Annotated in this window: 14 protein-coding genes; 7 read left to right on the top strand and 7 right to left on the bottom strand. The window is 72.4% G+C overall.

All coding sequences use genetic code 11. The features are described 5' to 3' along the window. The first annotated feature begins 46 nt into the window (after window positions 1-46). Both ACZ6JY_RS14535 and ACZ6JY_RS14530 read left to right on the top strand, forming a co-directional pair. Window positions 47-1096, top strand: coding sequence for a hypothetical protein (locus ACZ6JY_RS14535; RefSeq protein ID WP_469195805.1), 1050 nt, complete (start codon window positions 47-49; stop codon window positions 1094-1096). A gap of 77 nt (window positions 1097-1173) precedes the next feature. Next, a complete protein-coding gene (locus ACZ6JY_RS14530) occupies window positions 1174-1803 on the top strand; it encodes an HAD family hydrolase (protein WP_469195803.1) in 630 nt (209 codons plus the stop codon). Here the strand turns inward: ACZ6JY_RS14530 and ACZ6JY_RS14525 are convergent. Next, the gene (locus tag ACZ6JY_RS14525) at window positions 1796-2053 is read right to left on the bottom strand and encodes a hypothetical protein (RefSeq protein WP_469195801.1); all 258 of its coding nucleotides are present in this window, start codon (window positions 2051-2053) and stop codon (window positions 1796-1798) included. The two genes, ACZ6JY_RS14530 and ACZ6JY_RS14525, sit on opposite strands and share 8 nt — an antisense overlap. A 192-nt stretch (window positions 2054-2245) precedes the next feature. On the opposite strand from ACZ6JY_RS14525, the gene ACZ6JY_RS14520 reads away from it, so the two are divergent. Continuing rightward, window positions 2246-2629 carry a cold-shock protein gene (locus tag ACZ6JY_RS14520; RefSeq protein ID WP_362999596.1) on the top strand — a complete coding sequence of 128 codons (384 nt, stop codon included), beginning with the start codon at window positions 2246-2248 and terminating at the stop codon, window positions 2627-2629. Between the two features lie 29 nt (window positions 2630-2658). Here the strand turns inward: ACZ6JY_RS14520 and ACZ6JY_RS14515 are convergent, their stop codons facing one another. The 4 genes from ACZ6JY_RS14515 to ACZ6JY_RS14500 form a co-directional block, all read right to left on the bottom strand. Continuing rightward, complete coding sequence (locus ACZ6JY_RS14515; RefSeq protein ID WP_469195799.1) at window positions 2659-3558, bottom strand: 1,4-dihydroxy-6-naphthoate synthase; 900 nt, start codon at window positions 3556-3558, stop codon at window positions 2659-2661. Next, window positions 3521-4270 (bottom strand): futalosine hydrolase, encoded by a 750-nt coding sequence (locus tag ACZ6JY_RS14510; RefSeq protein ID WP_469195798.1) that lies wholly within the window; start codon window positions 4268-4270, stop codon window positions 3521-3523. Before ACZ6JY_RS14510 ends, ACZ6JY_RS14515 begins: the two co-directional genes overlap by 38 nt. Next, entirely contained in the window at window positions 4240-4749 is a 510-nt protein-coding gene (locus tag ACZ6JY_RS14505; RefSeq protein ID WP_469195796.1) for a DUF2771 domain-containing protein, read from the bottom strand. The genes ACZ6JY_RS14510 and ACZ6JY_RS14505 overlap by 31 nt, the downstream gene beginning before the upstream one ends. A 76-nt stretch (window positions 4750-4825) precedes the next feature. Then, a complete protein-coding gene (locus tag ACZ6JY_RS14500) occupies window positions 4826-6166 on the bottom strand; it encodes an MFS transporter (protein ID WP_469196146.1) in 1341 nt (446 codons plus the stop codon). 484 nt (window positions 6167-6650) lie between these two features. On the opposite strand from ACZ6JY_RS14500, the gene ACZ6JY_RS14495 reads away from it, so the two are divergent. From ACZ6JY_RS14495 to ACZ6JY_RS14485, 3 genes are all read left to right on the top strand, one after another. Further along, complete coding sequence (locus tag ACZ6JY_RS14495) at window positions 6651-7595, top strand: DUF3027 domain-containing protein (protein WP_469195794.1); 945 nt, start codon at window positions 6651-6653, stop codon at window positions 7593-7595. Between the two features lie 428 nt (window positions 7596-8023). After that, the gene (locus ACZ6JY_RS14490; RefSeq protein ID WP_469195792.1) at window positions 8024-11197 is read left to right on the top strand and encodes a sacsin N-terminal ATP-binding-like domain-containing protein; all 3174 of its coding nucleotides are present in this window, start codon (window positions 8024-8026) and stop codon (window positions 11195-11197) included. Window positions 11198-11412: 215 nt separating this feature from the next. Continuing rightward, the gene (locus ACZ6JY_RS14485) at window positions 11413-12249 is read left to right on the top strand and encodes a calcium-binding protein (RefSeq protein WP_469195790.1); all 837 of its coding nucleotides are present in this window, start codon (window positions 11413-11415) and stop codon (window positions 12247-12249) included. 23 nt (window positions 12250-12272) lie between these two features. Here the strand turns inward: ACZ6JY_RS14485 and ACZ6JY_RS14480 are convergent, their stop codons facing one another. Together ACZ6JY_RS14480 and ACZ6JY_RS14475 are read right to left on the bottom strand one after the other, a co-directional pair. Continuing rightward, window positions 12273-14675: an HAD-IC family P-type ATPase gene (locus tag ACZ6JY_RS14480; protein WP_469195788.1), complete on the bottom strand. Its 2403-nt coding sequence runs from the start codon at window positions 14673-14675 to the stop codon at window positions 12273-12275. 168 nt (window positions 14676-14843) lie between these two features. Beyond that, window positions 14844-15101, bottom strand: a complete 258-nt coding sequence (locus ACZ6JY_RS14475) for a DUF2530 domain-containing protein (RefSeq protein WP_469195786.1) — start codon at window positions 15099-15101, stop codon at window positions 14844-14846. A gap of 227 nt (window positions 15102-15328) precedes the next feature. Between ACZ6JY_RS14475 and ACZ6JY_RS14470 the strand changes: the two genes are divergently transcribed. Then, on the top strand, window positions 15329-16783 hold the full coding sequence (locus ACZ6JY_RS14470; RefSeq protein ID WP_469195784.1) for an NCS2 family permease: 1455 nt from the start codon (window positions 15329-15331) through the stop codon (window positions 16781-16783). The last annotated feature ends 162 nt before the right edge of the window (window positions 16784-16945 follow it).

Raw genomic sequence — 16945 nt, 5'->3', positions numbered from 1 at the left:
GCCGGGCGGCGGCCCGGAAAGCCCGGAAAACCGGTACGGTCGGTCCGTGGGGATCGAAAGTGATCAGTTGGTCTACGACTACCTGAGCAGGGTCGGAGACCTGGCCCAGCAGCGGCAGTTGCCGTCCGGCACGAGAATGCGCCTGGTCTCGGAGCTGCGGAACGAGATCGACCGCAGCCGCTCCAAGGCCGTGGTCGAGAGTCCCGCGGCCATCCGCCGCATCCTGACCCGCCTCGGCACCCCGGAAGAGATCGTCGAAGCGGCGGGCGATGCCCCCGACGACGTACCGACACGGGCGCAGGCGCAGGCGAGTGCGGCGAGGCCGGCCGTGCCCACGCAGCGGACCGGCCGCCGCCCCAAGCTCCGCAAGCGGACGGCCGAGCCGGCGGAGCCGGACGAGCCGCCGCAGGGCCCTGCGGGCCCGTACGCCTCGCCCCCGCACCTCGCGGGCACCGACGAGCTGGGGCCCAGCGGCTCCGAGCCCGACTGGTGGCGCCATGACAGCAGCCCCTTCGGCGTCGCCGACAGCGTCCCCGGCTTCGTCGGGGGCGTGGAGATCCCCGAGCTCCTGAAACCCCCGCGCTCCCCGGACGACCCCGCCGACGTCCCCCGCCCCCGCCTCGCCAAGGACCCGGACGCCCGCGCGGCGACCGCGCCCGCGCAGGACGAGGAGGACCACGAGGAGTACGAGGAAGAGGCCGTGGAGGCGGGCGGGCGCCGGCGGTGGCGGCCCCGGCTGCGGCCCGCCGCCGGGGGAGGGTTCAGCAACCCGCTGCTCCTGCTCGCCGCCGCCCTGCTCGTCGTGGGCGCCGTCATCGGCAACTGGCTGGCCCTCGGCGTCGGCTGGCTCATCGCCTACGCCTCCCGCAGGCTCTCCCGCGTCGAGGCGAAAGCGGCGGCCATCGGCATCCCGGTGCTCACGGTGGCCGCCGGGCTCACCTGGCTGTGGGGCCGCGGCGAGCGTCACTGGGGCGACGAGATCCGGGACGGCCACATGAGCGACGCCATCGCCGAGACCTGGCCCTGGGTGGTGCGCGCCGCGGCCATCGCCTCCGCGCTGTTCCTCCTGTGGCGCTCCCAGCGGCACCGCCGCTGACGCGGGCGCGTCCCGCGGGCGTATCGCCACCTGGGCCACCGCGCGGCGCGGACACCCGTCCTCGGCAGAATGGGGGCATGACTTCTCGCGCGCTGACGGTCGGCTTCGACCTCGACATGACCCTGATCGACTCCCGCCCCGGCATCAGGGCCGCCTTCCTGGCCCTTTCCGCGGAGACGGGCACCCACATCGACGCCGACCTGGCCATCACCCGGCTCGGACCGCCCCTGGAGCAGGAGCTGCGGCACTGGTTCCCCGAGGAGAAGATCGCGGAGACCGCCGACCGCTACCGTGAGATGTACCCCACATACGCCATCGAGCCGACGCTCGCGATGCCCGGCGCGCGCGAGGCCGTGGCGGCGGTCCGGGCGGCCGGCGGGCGCACGATAGTGGTGACCGCCAAGCACGAGCCCAACGCGAAGCTCCACCTGGCGCACCTGGGCATCGAGGCCGACGCGGTCATCGGCTCGCTCTGGGCGGAGGCGAAGGCGGTGGCGCTGCGCGAGCACGACGCGTCGGTGTACGTCGGCGACCACACCGGCGACGTACGCGGCGCGCGTACGGCGGGCGCGCTCTCCGTGGCCGTGGCGACGGGGCCGTGCGACGCGGCGGAACTGCGCGAAGCGGGCGCCGACGTGGTCCTCGGCGACCTGACGGAGTTCGCCGCCTGGCTCGCCGCCCACACCACGGGCGCCGCCGCTAGCTAGCCCCGGCCGCGGACCTGGCCTGCCGGCGCTGCACGGCGACGCCGCGCAGCACTCCGGCCGCCGCCACGAGGAACCCCACTCCCATCAGCATGCACACCGCGTAGGCGACGGAGGGAAAGGGGTCGGTGCCCAGAAACAGCGGGGCCACCGTGACCAGAGTGGCCACGGCACCGACGAAAAAGATGATTGCTCCGGTCCGGACCATTCCATCGCCCGGTCCGGCGGAATTCGCTTGGGTTTTGTCACGCACCCCACCAGGGTAGTTCCCAGCGCGAAGGAAGAATCCGGGGACGTCTTGTCACCGGCTCCCGGACCAATAGTCTTGGGTCCGGCGGGTCGAGCGACCCGCTGTAGTGCTATCCAGAGCCGTTTTCGCCCTGCCATTTCCGCTGGGCGGAGCGGCACAGACGAAGTACGACGAGTACGAGGACGAGGACTTCACGTGCCTACCGGCAAGGTCAAGTGGTTCAACAGCGAGAAGGGCTTCGGCTTTCTCTCCCGCGACGACGGCGGCGACGTCTTCGTGCACTCCTCAGTACTGCCCGCCGGCGTCGACACACTCAAGCCGGGACAGCGTGTGGAATTCGGAGTCGTCGCCGGTCAGCGCGGCGACCAGGCCCTGTCCGTGGTGATTCTCGACCCGACACCCTCGGTGGCGGCCGCGCAGCGCCGCAAGCCGGACGAACTGGCATCGATCGTCCAGGACCTCACGACGCTGCTCGAGAACATCACGCCGATGCTGGAGAAGGGCCGCTACCCCGACAAGGCGTCGGGCGCGAAGATCGCGGGCCTGCTGCGCGCGGTGGCGGACCAGCTGGACGTGTGAGACCCCGGGGGCCGCGGCCCCCGGGACCCTCACGGGAACGCCAGGGCCCCCGGCCGCAGGGCGGGCACGAGCCCCTCGGCGGCCGCCCGCGTCAGGAGTCCACGTACCGCCGCGTAGCCGTCCTCGCCGAGGTCGGCGGTGAACTCGTTGACGTAGAGCCCGATGTGCTGGTCGGCGACGGTCGGGTCCATCTCCTGGGCGTGCTCCATGACATACGGACGCGACGCCTCCGGGGCGTCCCAGGCCATGCGGACCGAGGTGCGCGCGGCCTCGGCGAGGGAGCGCAGGACGTCCGCGCCCAGCGAGCGCCTGGCGATGATCGCGCCCAGCGGGATCGGCAGGCCGGTCGTGGCCTCCCAGTGCTCGCCCATGTCGGCGAGGCGGTGCAGACCGTAGTTCTGGTACGTGAAGCGCGCCTCGTGGATGACCAGGCCCGCGTCGACCTTGCCGTCGCGCACCGCGGGCATGATCTCGTCGAAGGGCAGCACCACGATCTCGCCGACGCCACCGCCCGGCAGCGTGTCCGCCGCCCAGAGACGGAACAGCAGATACGCCGTCGACTTCTCGCTCGGCACCGCGACGGTCTTGCCCGCGAGGTCCACTCCCGCCTCACGGGTCAGCACCAGGGGCCCGCAGCCGCGGCCGAGCGCGCCGCCGCAGGGCAGCAGGGCGTACTCGTCGAGCACGTAGGGCAGCACGGCGTAGCTGACCTTCAGGACGTCGAGCTCCGACGAGCCGGGGGAGGCCGCGCCGCGCTCGGCGACGCCGTTGGTGATGTCGATGTCCGCGAACGTCACGTCGAGCGCGGGGGCGCCGGGCACCCGGCCGTGCGCCCAGGCGTCGAAGACGAACGTGTCGTTGGGGCAGGGCGAGTACGCGATCCGCAGCGGGTCAGTCGCGGCGTCGGTCGCGGGGGTCATGGCTGTCATGCGTGTTCCAACTCTCCAGTACCGGCGTGAACTTCCCGAACGCCTCACCGAGCGCGGCGAGCGCCTCACCGATCCGCCAGGCGGCGCGGTCGCGCGGGCCGACCGGATTGGAGACGGCGCGCACCTCCGCCACCGGCACACCGTGCAGTACGGCCGCCTCGGCGACGCCGAATCCCTCCATCGCCTCGGCCAGGGCTGCCGGGTGGCGCAGCCGCAGTTCCGCGGCGCGCTCGGCGGAGCCGGTCACGGTGGAGACGGTGAGCACGGTGCCGGTCGCGGCACCACAGGCGCCGGCGAGCTCTCGTACGAGGGAAGGCGGCGGACGGTGCGTGACGGCGCCGAAACCGAGCTCGGTGACGGGCGTGAAGCCCTCGGGGGTCTCGGCGCCCAGATCGGCGACCGTGACCGCGTCCGCGACGACGAGGGAGCCGACGGGCGCTTCGGGCCGGAAACCGCCGCCGATGCCCGCCGAGACGACGAGGCCGTAGGGCCGCCCCGCGGCGGCGGCGCGGGCGAGCGCGGTCGCCGTGCCCGCCGCGGCGGCGCCGGGGCCCACGCCGACGGCGAGGACGTCGATGAGGCTCCCGGCGGGCAGACCCGCGGCCACCGCGTCCCGTTCGGCGGGGACCGCGGTGGCGACGAGGACGCGCTCAGCGCCCCCGGGAGACGCGCCGCGCGGGGTCAGGAGTCCTTCTTGAACGTGAACGACCACAGGCCCGTGGCCTTCTGGGTGCCGCCCTCGCCGCCTTCGAGGATGCTGACGGTGGACTTCTTGCCGCCCCCGCCGTACTGCTGGTTGAAGAAGACGTTGCCGGGGATGACCACGTACGTCTTCTTGCTGGCCTCGGTCAGCGGACGGCCGTTCATCAGCAGCGTCCAGCCCTTCTCGGCGATCTCCGGGTCGACGCCGAAGCGGACCTTCTCGTCGGGGTCGACCTTGATGGACTTCACGTCCTTGTCCTGGAGGCAGGACTTGAGCTGGGACTGCTTGAGCTCCTTGCCGTCGTTGTAGCAGGAGGCTTCCGAGTTCACCGAGTCGCTGCCGACCGTCACGGTGGCGAGCGGCGTCGGCTTGTCACAGGCCGAGAGCACGAGGAGTCCGGCGGAGACGGCGCCAAGGGCGGCCACGGTGCGGCGGCGGCGCGCCGCGCTGTTCACATTCGCGGCTCCGCCGCGGAGCAGGGAGGTCATGGGCGAAGGCTATCGGGCGCGTCGTGGGGTCCCACTACGCGGGGGTCACGGGCGCGCCGCGGCACGGTGACCGGACCTACGCCAGGGTGCGCCGCGGTCCGTCGTGTCCGGCCGAGGCCAGGAGTCCCCGCACGGTCGAGAGCCAGCCCAGCGCGACGATCGCCGCGGCCACCGAGAGCCCGAGCGGGCCGATCAGCGGCAGCGCGATGCCGATGCCGCCGCCGATCACCCACGCGACCTGGAGCAGCGTCTCGGAGCGGGCGAAGGCCGAGGTGCGGACCAGTTCGGGGACATCGCGCTGGAGCAGCGCGTCGAGGGACAGCTTGGACAGGGCCTGCGCGAAGCCCGCGCACGCGCCGAGGCAGGCGACGGCCACCGCGCTGAAGAACACCGCCGCCGTGACCGCCACGCCGAGCACCACCGCGACGACGGTCACGATGATGACCTCGGGGGCCCGCGCCTTCAGCCAGGCGCCGACCGCGGTGCCGAGCGCGTTGCCCGCGCCCGCCGACACGCCGACGATCCCGAGCGAGACGGCCGCGCTCTGCCCGGCGAGCGGATGCTCCCGCAGCAGGAACGCCAGGAAGAAGATGAGGAACCCCGAGAGACAGCGCAGCGCCGCGTTGGCGGCCAGGGCATGGGTGACGGCGGGGCCGACCGTACGGAGCCCGGGGCGCCGGCCGCGGGCCGTGTCCCCGGCGGCACGGGCGCGGGCGTGCCGCCGCAGGTGCTCCTCGTCGGCGGCGAGCAGCGCCTTGCTCTCGCCCTTGGCCGAGTCGACCTTGCGGGGCAGCGAGAACGAGAGCAGCATCCCCGACACGAAGATCACGAAGGCGCCGTACAGCGGCCAGCGGGGCCCGACCGCCTGGAGCCCCGCCCCGACCGGGGCCGCGGCGGCGGTGGCGAGGAGACCGCCGAGGGTGACCCGGGAGTTCGCCTTCACCAGGGAGAAGCGGGGCGGGAGCAGCCGTGGGACCACGGCGCTCCGCACCACGCCGTACGCCTTCGACGCCACGAGGACGCCGAGCGCGGCCGGGTACAGCTCCACGCTTCCGGTGGCCACGGCGGTCGAGAGGACGAGCGCGAGCAGCGCACGGGCCAGCATCGATCCGGCCATCGCGGCGCGGCGGCCGTGCGGCAGCCGGTCGAGGAGCGGGCCGATGACGGGGGCGAGCAGGGTGAAGGGCGCCATGGTGATGGCGAGGTAGAGCGCGACACGGCCGCGGGCCTCGTCCGTCGGCACGGAGAAGAAGACGGTCGAGGCGAGCGCGACGGTGACCATGACGTCGCCCGCGCCGTTCACCGCGTGCAGTTCGATCAGCTTGCCGAGCCCGGACTCGCCCGCTCCGTGGGCGTGCGTCGCCTTGCGGATGCCGCGCGCGGTGCCGGTGAACGGCAGGTGCAGGGCCCGGACCAGCGCACGTCCGGTCCGCCTCGCCGGTCCTGGCGAGACAGTCGCTACGGGCGTCGACCTGGTGGGGGCCACCTCGTCATAGTGCCCCTCATGCGGTCCACTAGTACGGACAATGGGCTGTGAGCCGTGCCGGAGTCCTTCGCGCGGGGCCCCGCGGCCCGGTCGCGGGGGGCCTCTCACCCGTGTGCCGCGGCTCACGGAGAGCCTTTTCGGAGCGCGGCTCGGGCACGGTCGCGTACGTCGGTGTAGGCCCAGGGGCCAGGAGAAGGTAGCGTGCGTAACGCGCCTGCGGCGGTTGTTCTCGGCCGCGCGCCTCTCGGTCATCCCGCAGAATGGGTGACGTAGGTGCGCCCAGGAACGTCGGGCGCGGACGTCGACGCGGCCCGCCCCCGGTGCTCGAAAGCCCGGAGGTGCCTTTGCCGCTCCGTTCGTACCCCCGCACAAGGGTGGCGCACTCGTGAGACGGCGTAGGAGAGAAGCGATACCTGTGAGCGCAGCGACAACGCGAAGCCGTACCCCGCGCACCCCGCGTACCCCCGACCGCCTCTGCGCCGAAGCGGTCGGCCTGGCACGCGCGGCGGCCGAGGAGGCAGCCGCGCCAGGTGTGGTCGGTGAGCATGTCGAGGTCGTCGTCGAGGGCGACCGCGTCGTCACGCACCTCTTCGAATGCAAGGAGTTCGGCTACCGGGGCTGGCGCTGGGCCGTGACGGTGGCCCGCGCTTCGCGGGCGAAGGTCGTCACGCTCGACGAGACGGTGCTGTTGCCGGGGGCCGACGCGCTCCTGGCCCCCGAGTGGGTGCCGTGGAGCGAGCGGCTGCGCCCCGGGGACATGGGGCCCGGCGATCTGCTGCCGACCGACGCCGAGGATCTCCGCCTGGAGCCGGGCTTCACCGGCGAGGAGGAGCCGCCGCCGAACTCGATCGTGTCGGGCGAGATGGCGGCGCTGGTCGAGGCGGAGGACGCGGAGATCACCGCGGGTTCGCCCGCCGAGCAGCCGCTGGCGCCCGCGCGCGGGTCCATCGCGGCGGTCGCCGACGAGCTGGGCATGCGCAGGGCGCGGGTCCTCTCGCGGTACGGGCTGCATGTCGCCGCCGACCGCTGGGAAGAGGGGTACGGCGCGAAGACCGCGATGGCGCAGGCCGCGCCGGCGGCGTGCGTGAGCTGCGGGTTCCTTGTCGCGATCGGGGGCTCGCTCGGACAGGCGTTCGGTATCTGCGGCAATGAGTTCGGGCCCGCCGACGGGCACGTGGTCTCCCTTTCGTACGGGTGCGGTGGGCACTCCGAGGCCGCCGTCATGCCGAAGCCGCCGCGGCCGGCGCCGCCGGTGCTGGACGAGACGCGGGTCGACGCGATGCCGCTGCGGCCCTCGGCGGACTCCGGCTCGGTCTCCGTGCCGGCGGACGGCTCGGGCGAGGACCTCGGCCACAGTTGATGGCCCCGGGGCCTTGAGCGGTCCCTCTGCCTGGCCCGAGGCTTCGGGAGTGCCGTGCCGCCGCTTCGCGGCGTTGTCCCCACCCGCCCGCCCTTTTCATGCGGCCTGGGGCCCTAGGGGTGGGCGGGTACGCCGCGGGGCGGGTTCGTGGGGCTTGGTGGGGGCCGTGGTGCCGGGTTTCGGGTGGGTCGGTGGGAAACGCGCCGCGTAGCGGCGAAAAGCTCTGACCGCTAGCCACCCACGGGCCAGTGCCCCCCCCGGCGGGACGCCGTACCCCCCGGCCCCCACGGGCCGTCTTCCCAACGCCCCCGGCGAGAAGCGGTACCGTTCGCCCGGCAGGGCAAGGCAAGGCCCGCCGGGGCACCGGAGCCGCCGGGCCGGCCAGTCACAAGCCGGGCGCAGCCCACCGCGAAGGAAGAGGGACGACCGTGAGCAAGACCGTGTGGCCGGCGGCCGAGGGAACGGACCCCTTCGGCACCGCCCGCCTCCGCCGCGGAGTCCTCGACGCATGGGCCGCGGCCCCCGCCCGCTTCCGCGAGGACGCCAACGCCGAGGAGGACCTCGCCCTCGGCGGCTACCGAGACCGCCTCGTCGTCGAGCTGGCCCAGAACGCCGCCGACGCCGCGGCCCGCGCGGGCACCCCCGGCAAGCTTTCCCTGACGCTCCGCGACGGCGTCCTCGCCGCCGCCAACCGCGGCGCCCCGCTGGACGCCGCCGGCGTCGAGTCCCTCTCCACCCTCCGCGCCTCCGCCAAGCGGGAGACGGAGAGCGAGACACGGCAGGAGAACAGCGTCGGCCGCTTCGGCGTGGGCTTCGCCGCCGTGCTCGCCGTCAGCGACGAGCCCGCCGTCGTGGGGCGTACCGGAGGCGTCCGCTGGTCCCTGACCGAGGCGCGCGAACTGGCCGCGGAGACCTCCCGCTTCAGCCCGGGACTCGGCGACGAGATCCGCCGCAGGGACGGCCACGTACCGCTGCTGCGGCTGCCGATGGCCGCCGAGGGCGCCGCGCCCGAGGGGTACGACACCGTCGTCATCCTGCCGCTGCGCGACGCCGCCGCGAAGGACCTCGTGGCCCGGCTGCTCGACGGGATCGACGACGCCCTGCTCCTCGCCCTGCCGGGCCTGGAGGAGGTCCGCGTCGAGACCCCGGACGGCACCGTACGCACCCTGCGCCGCCGCAGCGAAGCCCCGTACACGATCGTCGAGGACAGCCGCGAGGGCACGACCCGCTGGCGCACCGTCAGCCGCCAGGGACCGCTGGACAGCGCCCTGCTGAAGGACCGTCCCGTCGAGGAGCGGCTGCGCCCGCACTGGTCCGTCACCTGGGCGGTCCCCGCGGGCCCCGACGGCGCCCCGGAGCGTCCGCGCTCCACGCCGGTCGTGCACGCGCCGACGCCGAGCGACGAGCCGCTGGGCGTACCGGCGCTGCTCATCGCCTCGTTCCCGCTGGACACCGCGCGGCGGCACGCCGCCCCCGGGCCGCTCACCGACTTCCTCGTGCAGCGCGCGGCGGACGCGTACGCGGAACTCCTCGCCGACTGGCGGCCCGTGGGCGAGGGCATCATCTCCCTGGTGCCGGGGCCGCTCGGCAGGAGCGAGCTGGACGGCGCGCTGCGCCAGGGCATCCTGGAGCGGCTGCCCCGTACCGCCTTCCTGCCGCCCGCCCTGCCCCGCGGCGAGGAGGACGAGGACGAGCTGCCCGAGGCCCTGCGTCCGCGTGACGCCGAGGTCGTGGAGGGAGCGGGGGCCGACACCGTACGCGTACTCGCCGAGGTGCTGCCCAGCCTGCTGCCCGCGGGCCTGGAGCGCCGTGCCGAGCTGCGCACCCTCGGGGTCGCCAGGGTCCCGCTGACCGAGGCGATCGACCGCCTCGCCGGTCTGGAGCGGGAGCCCGGCTGGTGGCGGCGGCTGTACGACACCCTCGCCGGAGTCGACCCGGAGCGCCTCTCGGGGCTGCCCGTGCCGCTGGCGGGGGTTTCCTCCCGGGCGTCCGGCCCGGGGTCCGGCTCCGTGGGCGGACGGACGACGATCGGGCCGCGGCAGGTCCTGCTGCCACCGTCCGGCGACGACCGCGACCAGGCGCCGCTGGCCCGCCTCGGCCTGAAGGTCGCCCACCCCGACGCCGTGCACCCGCTGCTCGAAAAGCTGGGCGCCCTGCCCGCCACGCCCCGCGCGGTCCTGACGACGCCGCAGGTGCGCGCCGCGGTGGCCGCCTCCCTCGACGACGACACGTGGGACGAGGAGGCCTTGGACGCGGACGAGCTCGCGGAGGCCGTGCTCACGCTGGTGCGCGACGCGAACCTCGCGCCGGGCGACGAGCCGTGGCTCGCGGCCCTCGCCCTGCCCGACGAGGACGGCGAACTGGCCCCCGCCGGTGAACTCGTCCTGCCCGGCAGCCCCTTCGCCCAGGTCATGCGCGAGGACGAGCTGGCCCTCGTGGACGCCGAGACCGCCGGGCGCTGGGGCGAGCAGCCGCTGGCCGCCTGCGGTGTGCTCGCCACGTTCGCGCTGGTGCGGGCCACCGACGTCGTCCTCGACCCGGATGAACTCGACCCCCGTGAGGGTGACTTCCCCGAGCCCGACGACGCCGGGCTCCTCGACGCCGTGGACGTGTGGTGCGAGGACGTGATCGACCGGCTGCCGGACACGCCCGTGCCGCCCGTCGCCACCGAGATCGTCGCCGTGCGGGACCTCGACCTGGTCGACGACGACCGCTGGCCACAGGCCCTCGCGATGCTCTCGCGCCCGCCGCTGCGGGACGCCCTGACGCAGCCGCTGCGGGTGCTGCTTCCGGACGGCACGACGGAGACCGTCCGTTCGTACACGGCCTGGTGGCTGCGCGGGCATCCGGTCCTTGACGGCCGCAGGCCCGCGGGGCTGCGCGCGGAGGGCGGCGATCCGCTCCTCGTGGGGCTTTACGACGCGGCGGACGCCACCGGCTTCGGCGACGAGCAGGTGCTGCGGGCGCTCGGCGTCCGTACGTCCGTGGCCGCCCTCCTCGGCGAGCCGGGCGGAGCCGCCGAACTCCTGGACCGGCTTGCGGACCCCGTCAGGACCGTGACCTCAGGTCAGCTGCACGCGCTGTACGGCGCCCTGGCCGATCTCGACCCGGAGCAGGTGACGCTCCCCGAGGAGCTGCGCGCGGTGGTCGACGGCGAGGTCGTGGTGGTCGACGCGGCGGACGCGGTGGTCGCCGACGCCCCTGACCTGCTGCCGCTCGCCGGTGGCGTGCCGCTGCTGCCCGTGACGCCCCGCAAGGCCGCGGATCTCGCGGAGCTGTTCCAGGTACGGCGCCTCAGCGAGACGGCGGCCGTGGAGCCCGCGGGGGAGGGCGTCGAGCACGAGGTGCCCGCGTCGGTACGGACCCTGCTCGGCCCGGCGACCCCGAAGACGTACACCGAGTACGAGGAACTGGTCGCGGGCGGCGTCGAACTGGACTGGCGCCGCACCCCGGACGGCACCGTCCACGCGGCGACCCTGGAGGGCGTCGCGGCGGGCCTCGCCTGGGCCGCGGGCCAGTGGCCGCGCCGCTTCGAGGTGACGGCCCTGCTCGAAGACCCGTCCCGGACGGCGGAGTTGGCGCGGGACCGCTGGTTCGACTGAGGGGCACCGGTGCGGACTGAGGCGACTGAGGCGACTGGGACGACTGAGGCGGAACCTCTCCGTCCAGAAGCCGGTCACATTTTCTTCACCTTTCATACAACCAGGCGCGGGGGCCGCGAGTCTGATCTTCCGAGTCAACAGACTCCTAGATCACCGGGCTCCCGCGTGAAGGCTTCACGCACCGCGGGGAGCCCCTTCTCCACCTGGGGAAACACATGCGTATTCGTGCCACCGTGGCCGCACTGTCCGGCACCCTGGCCCTTTCCGCACTCGCCGTCCCGGCCGCGCAGGCCGCCGACGGGCCGGACCTGACGCAGCACGAGACCGCCGTCGTCAAGGCGGCTGCCGACGAGGTCGTCGGCGACACGAAGATCACGAAAGTCAGTGTCAACAAGGGCAAGGACATCGTCGTCGGCACCACCAACAAGGTGAAGTTCGACATCGCCGTCACCGCGACCGACGCTTCGGGCATCTACTACGGCAGCGCCTTCCTCTGGCACGGCACCGACATCGAGAACGACATCGACGGCGTGCTGCTGCCGGAGAACCTCGACGGCACGTGCAAGGTCGTGAACGCGACCACCTCGACCTGCACGGTCTCCGTCGTGGTCGACCCGAAGGCCGACCTCTACGACAACGTCCTGGCCGGCAAGTGGAAGGTCGCGGCCTCCGCGGTCGGCAACGACGGCGACTACGTCCAGAAGGACGAGCTGACCTCGAACGCGCGCGTCCAGCGCTACGCCCGCCTCACCACCAACGCCTCCCCCGAGCCCATCAAGAAGGGCAAGACCCTCACCGTCAAGGGCGCCCTGACCCGCGCCAACTGGTACACCTCCAAGTACGCGGGCTACACCAAGCAGGACGTGAAGCTCCAGTACAAGAAGAAGGGTGCCAGCAGCTACACCACCCTCAAGACGGTGAAGTCCGACACCAAGGGCAACCTGAGCACTACCGTCAAGGCCTCGGCCGACGGCTACTTCCGCTACGTCTTCGCCGGCACCTCCACCACCCCGGCCGTGACGTCGAAGAGCGACTTCGTCGACGTCCAGTAGAGGCGGAAGTGCCGTAGCAGCGGCTACGCCGGTACGCGGCGGTCGACCCAGCGGTAGATGAACTCGATGGCCAGTGAGGCCACCGCCGCGATGGCGACCGCCGCCCACGGCATCGTCGTGCCCACCAGCTTCAGCTGGAAGAAGTCCTGGAGCCAGGGCACGGTGAGCACGATCAGGAAGCCGAGACCCATCGTGCCGATGAGGCCGAGCCGCCACCACGTGTAGGGGCGGGCGATGATCGCGAGCACCCACATGGCGATCAGGAACAGCGCCAGGGTCGCCGCGCTGGTCTCGGCTTCCCGCGCGCCCGCGCCTTCGTAGTGGTGCCCGGCGAGGAGGTACGTCACGAAGGTGGAGACGCCCGCGATGACGCCGCCCGGGATCGCGTACCGCATGACCCTGCGGACGAAGTGCGGCTGCGCGCGCTCCTTGTTGGGGGCGAGCGCGAGGAAGAAGGCCGGGACGCCGATCGTCAGCGTCGACAGCAGCGTCAGGTGGCGGGGCAGGAAGATGTACTCCACCTGCGCGCAGACGACGAGCAGCGCGATGATCACCGAATAGACGGTCTTGACCAGGAACAGCGTGGCGACGCGCGTGATGTTGCCGATGACGCGGCGGCCCTCGGCGACGACGGAGGGCAGCGTCGCGAAGCTGTTGTTCAGGAGCACGATCTGGGCGACCGCCCGGGTGGCCTCGGAGCCCGAGCCCATCGCGACGCCGATGTCGGCGTCCTTGAGGGCGAGGACGTCGTTGACGCCGTCGCCCGTCATCGCGACCGTGTGGCCGCGTGACTGGAGTGCGCCCACCATGTCGCGCTTCTGCTGCGGGGTCACGCGGCCGAAGACGGAGTTGTCGTCCATGGCCCGCGCCATCTCGTCCCGCTCGGTGGGCAGTCCGCGCGCGTCCACGGTGTTCTCCGCGCCGGGCAGCCCGAGCTTGCCCGCGACCGCGCCCACCGAGACGGCGTTGTCACCGGAGATGACCTTGGCGTCGACGTCCTGCTCCGCGAAGTAGCGCAGAGTGTCGGCGGCGTCGGGGCGCAGCCGCTGCTCCAGGACGACCAGGGCGGTGGCGTGTGCCCCGCGGGCCACCTCGGGGTCGTCGAGCTCACCGGTGACGCGGGCGAGCAGCAGGACGCGCAGGCCCTGCTGGTTGAGCCCGTCGATGTCGCCGAGCACGGGGTCGCCGTCGGGCAGGAGCACGTCGGGGGCGCCGAGAAGCCAGGTGGACGTGGTGCCGTCGCCCTCGCTGAAGGAGGCCCCGCTGTACTTGCGGGCCGAGGAGAAGGGCAGGGACTGCGTGCAGCGCCACTCCTCGCTGTCGGGGTAGGTGTCGATGATCGCCTGGAGCGAGGCGTTCGGCCGGGGGTCGGACTCGCCGAGGGCGCCGAGGACCTTGCGTACGTGGTCCTCGGAGGCGCCGCCGAGCGGGCGCAGCTCGGTGACGTCCATGCCGCCCTCGGTGAGGGTGCCCGTCTTGTCCAGGCAGACGGTGTCGACGCGGGCCAGGCCCTCGATCGCCGGGAGCTCCTGGACGAGGCACTGCTTGCGGCCGAGCCGGATGACGCCGATCGCGAAGGCCACGGAGGTCAGCAGGACCAGGCCCTCGGGGATCATCGGGACGATGCCGCCGACGGTGTAGGCGACGGACTCGCTGAAGTCGTCGTCCTTCACGACGAGCTGGGAGATGATCAAGCCGATGGAGGTCGGCACCATCAGCCACGTCACGTACTTGAGGATCGTGGAGATGCCGGAGCGCAGCTCGGAGTGGACGAGGGTGAAGCGCGACGCCTCCTCGGCGAGCTGCACCGCGTACGCCTCGCGGCCGACCTTGGTGGCGGTGAACGCGCCGCCGCCCGCGACGACGAACGAGCCGGACATCATCCTGTCGCCGGGCTTCTTGACGACCGGGTCGGCCTCGCCGGTCAGGAGCGACTCGTCGATCTCCAGGCTGTCGGCCTCGACGGTCTCGCCGTCCACCATGATCTTGTCGCCGGGGCCGAGCTCCACCAGGTCTCCGAGGACGATCTCGGAGGTGGAGACTTCCGTCGCCCTGCCGTCGCGCCGCACGGTCGGCTTGGCCTCGCCCATGATCGCGAGGCTGTCCAGGGTCTTCTTGGCGCGCCACTCCTGGATGATGCCGATGGCGGTGTTGGCGACGATCACGAAGCCGAAGAGGCTGTCCTGGATCGGCGCCACGAAGAGCATGATCACCCAGAGCACGCCGATGATCGCGTTGAAGCGGGTGAAGACGTTCGCCCGGACGATCTCGCCGAGGGAGCGGGAGCTGCGCACCGGTACGTCGTTGATCTCGCCGCGCTCGACCCGCTCGGCGACCTCCGCGGAGGTCAGTCCGGTGGCCCGGCCCGCCGGGGGAGGCACCGGGTGTACGGGGTCGAGCTCGGCGCCCGCGTCGATATGCGTCATGCCTTCGACGGTAAGTGCGGCCGTGGGGCTTCACCCCCCGAGCGGGCCAAAGATCCGACCACGGTAGGACGGGCCCCGTCCCGAGCTCGTACTGCGGTCGTAGGGGGCCGGCGAGGCTCTGCCACTTTCGCCTCGGGGTTACTGAGGCTCTGCCACTTTCGCCTCGGGCTACTGGGGCTCCGCCACTTGCGACCTCTTGATCGCGGCGTCGCGTCCGCGTACGTACCAGATGCCGATGAGGCCGAGGCCGCCGCCGGCCAGACACGTCCACACCCACCAGGTCGCGTCCCGGTCGTCGAACCAGCCGTAGAAGGGGAGCTGTACCAGGAAGAGGACGAACCAGAGGATCGTGCCGCCCGTGATGGTGGCGACCACGGGGCCCTCAAGGGGCTCCGGCGCCTCGTGCTTTGGGGTCCACTTCGCCATGCGTACACCTTACGAGGCGGGGCCGCGCCGGGCGTGCCGCGGGCGCGGAAGCCCGTAGAACCGTTGCGCCCCAAGGGTCTACGCGCGGAGATAGCGATTTTGCCTTCATGTATTCATACTGAAACGGCTCATTAATGGCCGATTGCTTTCGTACGAACGTACTGAAGTTTCGCGTTCCTTCGAGCTCGGCACATCACCTTCCTCACCCCCAGGTCATGAGGTTTTCCATGTCTTCCTCGGCCAGCGCTCCGGTCGACGCCCGCAAAGAGCCGCCGCAAGCACCACAGAACGGCCTCGACGCGTTCTTCAAGATCTCGGAGCGTGGCTCGACCCTGGCCAGGGAGGTCCGCGGCGGCTTCGCCACCTTCTTCGCGATGGCCTACATCGTCGTGCTGAACCCGATCATCCTGGGCGGCGCGAAGGACATGTACGGCCACCAGCTCGACAACAAGCAGCTGGTCACCGCGACGGTCCTGACTGCGGCCTTCACCACCCTGCTCATGGGTGTCATCGGCAACGTCCCCATCGCGCTCGCCGCCGGTCTCGGCGTCAACACCGTCGTCGCCCTCCAGCTCGCCCCGCGCATGTCCTGGCCCGACGCCATGGGCATGGTCGTCCTCGCGGGCTTCGTGGTGATGCTGCTCGTGGCGACGGGCCTGCGGGAACGCGTGATGAGCGCCGTACCGCTGGGGCTGCGCAAGGGCATCGCGATCGGCATCGGCCTCTTCATCATGATGATCGGCCTCGTCGACTCCGGCTTCGTCTCGCGCATGCCGGACGCCGCGCAGACCACGGTCCCGCTCCAGCTCGGCGGCGACGGCCACCTCAACGGCTGGCCGGTCCTGGTCTTCGTGCTCGGCGTGCTGCTCACCCTCGCGCTGCTCGTGCGCAAGGTGCCGGGCGCGATCCTCCTCAGCATCGTCGTCATGACGGTCGTCGCGATGGTCATCCACGCGGTCGCCGGGCTGAAGCCCGCCGTATGGGGCCTGACCAGCCCGGAGTGGCCCGGCAACCCCGTCTCCACGCCGGACTTCGGGCTCGTCGGCCAGATCAGCCTCTTCGGCGGCTTCGAGAAGGTCGGCATCCTGACCGGCGTCCTCTTCGTCTTCACCGTGCTGCTGTCGTGCTTCTTCGACGCGATGGGCACGATCATGGGCATCGGCGACGAGGCCAAGCTGACCGACGCCAACGGCAACATGCCCGGCATCAACAAGGTGCTCTTCGTCGACGGCATCGCCGTCGCCGCGGGCGGCGCCTCCTCCGCCTCCGCCACCACCTGCTTCGTGGAGTCCACGGCGGGCGTCGGCGAGGGCGCGCGCACGGGCTTCGCGAACGTCGTCACCGGCGGGCTCTTCGCCGTGGCGCTCTTCCTCACCCCGCTCGCCACGATGGTCCCGTCCCAGGCGGCCACGCCCGCGCTGCTCGCGGTCGGCTTCCTGATCCTGTCCGGGTCCATCCGCGAGATCGACTGGGCGGACTACACGATCGCCGTCCCCGCGTTCGTGACGATGCTGATGATGCCGTTCACGTACTCGATCACCAACGGCATCGGCATGGGCTTCGTCACCTTCACCGTCCTGCGGCTCGCCGCGGGGCGCGGCCGCGAGGTGCCGGCCGCGATGTACGCGGTGTCGGCGGTGTTCGCCTTCTACTACCTGATGCCGGCGCTGAACCTGACGTAGCGGCGTTCGTCGCAGTCATCCGGCGAATGAGCGTCCGGGCCACATGGTCCCGGGCGCTCATTCGCCGTTTCACGGCGTATCGGCGAAGCCCGCGTCACCCACTGTCCGTGTCCGCCTCACTCATTCAGGTGATACGGCGTTTCCGTGCGGAGTCTCACGGGT

It is taken from the genome of Streptomyces sp. NPDC046335 (genome assembly GCF_055587985.1).
The sequence above is the reverse complement of the archived record's forward strand: the minus strand, read 5'-3'. Positions and strand labels throughout refer to the sequence as shown.